Below are 6,482 nucleotides of genomic sequence, written 5' to 3'. Positions count from 1 at the left end.
CCACCCCCCCCCCCGCCCCCCCCCCCCCCTATTTAGGCGCCCCCCCCCGCGCGCCCCCCACCACCCCCCCCCCCCCCCCCCGCCCGCCGCGCCCCCCCCCCCCCCCCCCCGACCGATACTGGCTGCGTCCATCATATCGCGTTTGCGGTGTCGCGCGTCACCTTCCTGCAGGCGGTTGCCAGGCTCGACGAGCGCGCCATGAAGCACAGCGGCGTCAAGGATCGCGGTTTTATGGATTCGATCTATTTCGAGGATCCGCTCGGCCTGCTGATCGAGCTAGCCTCCTACCGTTTCGAGCCGCCGGCGGGATTTACCCATGCCGACGTGCTGATGCAGGCGCACAAGATCCGCGTCGCGCGCGGCGACTACGCAATCGCCGAAGTGCATCTCGCCGACGCGATTCAGGCGCTTGTCGAGCGCTCCCGCGCGACCTTGTCGGAGGACCGGGCGCCGAAAAATCCATACTGACGACAGCACCCCGAGGGAGGACCACAATGGCAAAGACGACAACGAAGAGTGCGAAGAAGCCGGCTGCCAAGGCCGCCACGAAACCAGCTGCCAAGGCCGCGACAAAGCCTGCAGCCAAGGCGTCGAATGCTTCCGCCAAGTTGGCAACGAAAGCCGCCGCAAAACCTGCAGACAAGGCATCCGCGAAGTCCGCGCGGAAGGCCAAGGCGAAATCAGCGAAAAAACCCGCGTTGACGCTCAGCATGCTGAAGCCGAGCGTCAACAATTTGAGCGTGCGGGTATTTGTGCGCGCGGCCGGGCTCGATCATTCCGAGACCGACGTATGGGGCCACACACGCTCGCCCGAATACATGGCGCGAAACCCGGCCCACCTGACGCCGATGATCGAGGACAAGGGCTTGCCGAGAGGCGTCTTGTGGGAAAGCTGCGCCATCATGCAGTATCTCGCCAACAAGCATGGGCTGGAGAAATTATATCCCAAGGCGCCGGCCAAGCGGGCAATGATCGACAGCGCCATGTTCTACCTGATCGGCACGCTCTACCCCTATGTCGCGCGCGCCACCTATCCTGCGCTGAACTTCCCACAATATGCCGGCGAGGTTGGTCACAGCGACGCCCACCCCGACAGGAAGTCGGAAGCCCAGAAGGCCGCGGCGGCCGCAATTGCTGAGCCGCTGGAGGTCTTTCACAGCTTCTTCAGGAACGGCAAGCCGTTCATCGGCGGCAAGAACCCGTCAATCGCCGACATCCGCCTGGCGGCGACGCTCGAATTCCTGGCCGTCATCGACTACGCGCTGCCCCAATGGGCAAAAGACTACATGGCGGCGATCGAGAAGAAGCTCGGCAAGGCCTACGCCGAGCCGGCCGCCGACGTGCGCGGCTATATCGCCTATGTGAAGTCGCAGGCCGGGGCGTGAGGCTTTCGCTCTAACGGATTTGCTTGCCCAGGCCGACCTAAACCGAGGCCGAAGGCCCGCCGCCTTTTACGGGACGTAAGAATGTTTGAAGCGTCGACGACGAAGCGACGGTTGACCTGGCGGCAGCGGTCCTGATGATCGGGCCTGCGCGGGTGGCGTCCATGGAAGGGACTGTATATGACCCGCAAACTACCCTTATTCGCCGCGTTCGGTCTGGCGCTTGCTGCCCTGGCGGCGTGTGACCAAACTCAATCGGCAGGAACGCAGGCGACGACCGCTGGCCAATTGCCGCCACCTCCAGCCGACACGATGACGCCGGCACCCGCAACCCCGCCGCCAGCTCAGACCGCCCCTGTTCAGTAGCAGATCGTAGTTCAAAAAATAGAACCCTCGCCCGAGGCGGGGGTTCGCTTTCGGCATCGCGGTCGCAAATCGGCGCGGGCTGATTGATGTTGCGCTCGTCGTTCAGGGGCCGAATATCACGAGCTCGGTGAACGTCAGATCTCCGAGCGAGGGTGGTCTGGGGCCCCTGAAGTACTTCAGCCCTCTGTTGGGGCGGTACCACCCGAACAGACCTGCAATCGGTTCCTTGGCGTCGACGACGCAAAGCAGGATGCCGCTTCGCCAGAGAAAGCGTCCGATGGCACCGGCGCACCGGCTCAAATCTGCGAGAGAGCGGCAATAGACAATCTGATAGGATGGGATAAGACCGCGCAATATCCGGCGCGGCATCAATACGAAAGGAAACACTGCTCCGTCGCAAATGCAAATCAATGACAGGCAGCCCAGCGCGGAGTGTTCCGAGAGTATGTATCTCTCACTGTCGGACAGCATCGCCATTTCCGCAAGATCGGGACGAGCTTCGAGCACGCGACATGACCGCGGCACCGAACTAAAAGCCGGCAAGAAGGCAAATTGTCCGCTGGAAAAGAGGCGAAAGCCGAGCGCCAAATTGTGCTTTAATGTAGCAGGCGCCGGCGAAACGTTCGTGTAGGTCACGTCTTTTTGCTTGAGAATCGTCGTAATCAGCTTGATGGCATAGGGGCGGAATTCTTCGTCGACGGACCAGCTCGAAAGGTTGCAGCGGATTTCATCGCCTACCTGCCTGCGATAGCGGGTATAAAGGGTCAGCACGACGCCGACGATCCGACCAGTCTCCTCCAAAGCAAAGCCGTATTGTTGGCATTCGGCGATAGCAGGCCGCTGCGACAATCGGGTCAGCGCTTGTATCCAGTAACTCCGGTCACGCTCCGGAAAGCCCCGGCAGAGGCAGTCGACTACTCCTTCCCAATCGGCTTCGCGAATTGGTCGACAGCGAACGCCGGGAGGGAGAGCGCCAAGTACGGCCATAAATCGACTTCCAGAATGCGATAGTTACTTCGATATGTCTCACGCGCCAACATGTTGGTGTACAACGATTAAGAGTCTGTGCTGCTTTTTAAGACGACTTTCCGCACTCATCACGAAAACGCAGATCAGATTTGCCATGACGCGCAGATGAGCAGATCCGGTCGGTTAAGGATTCGTTAACCAAATCCCTATCTACTGATTGGCAATTCACCTCCAATTCGTGACCACGGATGTACTGGCGCGGTCGAGGTGGAAAGGAAAGGTCGGCCATGTGCCGGCCTTTTGTTCGTTTCCCGGGAAGCTGCGGCCTGACATTCGTCATTGTCGTTTGGCATCAAGCCTTCAAAACATCGGCCTTTGCAAAAGATCGGGCCATTGCAAACATATTGTCTTCGCCGCCATTGTCCGTACCATATTGCTGTGCGGGCAAGGCGGAAGGACGAGGACTTGCAATGAAATGCACGGCAGGACTGTCGGTGACTGCCGGCGCGATATTGGCAGGCGTCAGCTGTCAATCGAATGCCGCATCGCTGAACACCATGGACGATGTCGGAGCTGCGATCCAGGCGTGCTGGACCCCGCCGGTGAATGCCGGGAATTCAACCGTCACATTGAGTTTCAGTTTCAAGCGCAACGGCACGCTGATCGGCCCGCCCAGGCCGACTGCCATCAATGTGACTGGCGACGCGAAGGCACGGCAATCCTTTGTCGATGCAGCGATCGCCGCCCTGGAACGCTGCTTGCCGCTGAGCTTTTCGCCGGCGCTCGCCCAAGGGATTGCAGGCAGCGTCTTCACCCTGCAATTCGGCTCGCCCAAACAGTAGCCGGGCGTCATCCCAGGCAAAGCCCGCTCGTTTCCCGGCGGGCCATTCAGCCACGCGTTGCTAGCGTCACCTCAAGCGATCGGACGGTTTCCAGTTCACGAGATGTCAGTGTTGGGCGCGTCTCGCATTGACATGGCGTGCCAATTCCGGCGCCTCGAAGACGTAGTCGCTCCAGGCCGATTCCGGAATCTGGCCAGCCAGATAACATTCCAGCAAAAGACTTTGCTCAGGACTGAGAGGTCTCGGCGCGCGCTCATGATCCAGTCCCAGCGAGTGAAACAGATTTCTGGGCGAGTGAAACAGATTTCTGGTCAGGTCCGAGACAGTGAAGTGAATCGACATGTGCGGTCTCCTTTGACCATCCAGCGCATGACCCCAAAATCGGGATCAACCTTCGCTCCGCTGCCCTTCGGTTCGGCAAGGACCATGCGCCAAACGAAACGTCACAGCGGCCCTTTCTGCGTCCAAAGAGACGCGGGGCGCCGCAAATACGGACGCGCGGCGCTGCAATGGCCGTTTAACGTCGAAGGCGGGATAAAGTTTCAACGTGGCTGGCGGTAACACCGGATTGATCGGGGCGCTGGATCGATCGGGCAGCCCGAAACCCACCAGTCAGTTCATACTTTCGGCGATCGCGTGCGCGTCTGACCGAACCGCTGCGTCAGGTGCGCAGGCAGCGTTTGAGGAGGGATATTTGGCTGCCACCGTTTGAATGCCGGCCGGCTATTCGCAGACCATGCGGACCCGTTTTCCGGGTTGGCTGACGTTCCTGCAGGTGAGCGGTTTTGTCGGCTCGGATGACGGCATCGGCGGATCGTTGGAAATCCTCCTGACGTGCCTTCTCGGCGCCACGGGAGTCTTGATACCGGGAGCCGTCGCCCTTTTCGGCGTTTCGGGCGCCACAGGAAAGACATCGGTCTGCAGCAGCTGCTGCTGTTCGGCTTGCGCCTGCTGCGGCGGCCTGTCCCAGAACCGCCGGACATCGAGCGGCCTTGGAATGACGACGGTGCCGTCGTAGCTGCGCGAACAGCCGCTCCCCAACAGCAGCATCGGGCACAGGAAAAAAGGCAGGATCCGTCCCAACATCGGCAACACCCTTGCGGGATTTATAACGCGGCTTCGGCTCTGCCGACAACCGTCGGAATACACCGCGGGCAAGGCTAGCGCATGACCCGGAGAATCGGAATCGATTTCGCTGGGGATCATGCGCAAAATCAAAGTGCCGCAATGTCCCTAGACTAGCGCGACCGGAGGCGGGCATGGACGATTGCCTGCCCAAGCCCATCAGCCCCAGGGCCTTGCTCGAAAAGGTCGAGCGCTGGCTCGGCGCGGACGGAGAAATCCAGCGCAACGCGGGATTGGCATCCCCGTCAGGCCGTAGAGTTCAGCCGCGATTCGGCGACGCGTTGCGAGCAAGACTATGGTGCGATCGCACCATACCAAAGCGTGCGTCCGGTTGGGACAATAAGCGCATTCGAGTTCCGCCCCTCCGGTTACGGGCGGGAGCAGCGACCGCCGGCAAGAAGCAGGGTCAGATTTACCCCAACGGACCTGTTTCGGCGATGGCGCGGCCATGACCTCCTTGGCCGCATGCAACGCGCTCCCGCCCGGATTTTCTTTTTCGGCGCCAATTGTTCGCCTGTCGAGGGCAAATGTCGGCCGGAAATCGTGCAAGCTGCTGATTCCAGCGGCAAACCACGGCTGTGCCGGCGAGACCCGCGGCGCTTCCTTTTCGACACGGCAGTGCCGCGTTACCGGGCTGACATCAAACTGTCATGTGACTGTAATAATCGGAGGCTATTGGCCTCAGCGGGCGCCGAAGGAATGGCGCCGAGAGACTATTTTCCGAACAGGAGCAGGCCACATGAAGAAATTCCTCCTTACGGCGTCGGCCGCGGCGCTTGCGCTCGCCGCGTCGGCTGGTTATGCCGCCGCGCGCGACCAGATTCAAATCGTCGGTTCGTCCACAGTGTTCCCCTTCACGACGGCTGTCGCTGAAAAGCTCGGCCAGAGCGGAAAGATCAAGACCCCGGTCGTCGAGTCGACTGGCACCGGCGGCGGCATGAAGCTGTTTTGCCAGGGCGTCGGCGAAAATACCGCTGACTTCACCAATGCCTCGCGCGCCATCAAGGACAGCGAACTTAAGACCTGCAAGGCAAACGGCGTGACGCCGGTCGAGATCAAGGTCGGCTTCGACGGCATCGTACTCGCGAACTCGAAGGCAGGGGCTGTCGTCGATCTGACCAAGGAACAGGTTTTCAAGGCGCTCGCCAAGAACGTCGCTGTTGACGGCAAGGTCGTCCCCAACCCCTACAAGAACTGGTCGGATGTCGATGCGTCGCTTCCCGCGACAAAGATCGAGGTGCTTGGCCCGCCGCCGACATCTGGCACGCGCGATGCGTTCGTCGAGCTCGTCATGGACGCGGCCTGCCAGGAAGAAGTGAAGGCGGCTAATGAAAAGGGCTGCGGCGAGATCCGCGAAGACGGCGCTTTTGTCGAGGCCGGCGAAAACGACAATCTGATCGTCCAGAAGCTGGAAGCCAACCCCAATGCCTTCGGCATCTTTGGCTTCTCGTTCCTTGACCAGAACGCCGACAAGCTGCAGGGCCACAAGGTCGACGGCGTCGAGCCGACCTTCGAGAACATTGCATCCGGCGATTATGGCGTTTCCCGCTCGCTCTATGTCTATGCCAAGAAAGAGCATGTCGGCGTCATCCCCGGCATGCAGGAGTTCATCGCCGAGTACACCTCGGAGGCTGCATGGGGTCCTGATGGTTATCTGGCCGACAAGGGCCTGATCCCGCTGCCGGACGCCGAGCGCGCCAAGTGGGCCGAAAACGCCAAGGCCCTGAAAGGCATGGGCTCCTGATGTTTCGGGGTCAGGGCGCATATCCGCTCTGACCCCTCATGCTCTAAAAGCCCA

The 6,482-nt window shown here is 60.8% G+C and carries 6 protein-coding genes and 1 pseudogene; 4 read left to right on the top strand and 3 right to left on the bottom strand.

The window, feature by feature from the left end:
* Window positions 1-108: 108 nt before the first annotated feature.
* Together AC0L14_RS13430 and AC0L14_RS13425 are read left to right on the top strand one after the other, a co-directional pair.
* Window positions 109-468: pseudogene (locus AC0L14_RS13430) on the top strand (VOC family protein); the annotation flags it as partial.
* Between the two features lie 26 nt (window positions 469-494).
* Window positions 495-1,385, top strand: a complete 891-nt coding sequence (locus AC0L14_RS13425; RefSeq protein WP_473749822.1) for a glutathione S-transferase family protein — start codon at window positions 495-497, stop codon at window positions 1,383-1,385.
* Window positions 1,386-1,850: 465 nt separating this feature from the next.
* Here the strand turns inward: AC0L14_RS13425 and AC0L14_RS13420 are convergent, their stop codons facing one another.
* Complete coding sequence (locus tag AC0L14_RS13420; RefSeq protein WP_473749821.1) at window positions 1,851-2,735, bottom strand: hypothetical protein; 885 nt, start codon at window positions 2,733-2,735, stop codon at window positions 1,851-1,853.
* Between the two features lie 452 nt (window positions 2,736-3,187).
* Between AC0L14_RS13420 and AC0L14_RS13415 the strand changes: the two genes are divergently transcribed.
* Window positions 3,188-3,559, top strand: coding sequence for a hypothetical protein (locus AC0L14_RS13415; protein ID WP_473749901.1), 372 nt, complete (start codon window positions 3,188-3,190; stop codon window positions 3,557-3,559).
* A 105-nt stretch (window positions 3,560-3,664) separates the two neighbouring features.
* On the opposite strand, the gene AC0L14_RS13410 is transcribed toward AC0L14_RS13415, so the two are convergent.
* Complete coding sequence (locus AC0L14_RS13410; protein ID WP_473749820.1) at window positions 3,665-3,901, bottom strand: hypothetical protein; 237 nt, start codon at window positions 3,899-3,901, stop codon at window positions 3,665-3,667.
* A gap of 381 nt (window positions 3,902-4,282) precedes the next feature.
* Window positions 4,283-4,645 (bottom strand): hypothetical protein, encoded by a 363-nt coding sequence (locus AC0L14_RS13405; protein WP_473486935.1) that lies wholly within the window; start codon window positions 4,643-4,645, stop codon window positions 4,283-4,285.
* A gap of 778 nt (window positions 4,646-5,423) precedes the next feature.
* On the opposite strand from AC0L14_RS13405, the gene AC0L14_RS13400 reads away from it, so the two are divergent.
* Window positions 5,424-6,428, top strand: coding sequence for a PstS family phosphate ABC transporter substrate-binding protein (locus AC0L14_RS13400; RefSeq protein ID WP_473749819.1), 1,005 nt, complete (start codon window positions 5,424-5,426; stop codon window positions 6,426-6,428).
* The last annotated feature ends 54 nt before the right edge of the window (window positions 6,429-6,482 follow it).

This window comes from Mesorhizobium sp. WSM4841 (genome assembly GCF_055811515.1).
Note: the sequence above shows the minus strand (reverse complement) of the source record. Positions and strands in the feature narration are given on the sequence as shown.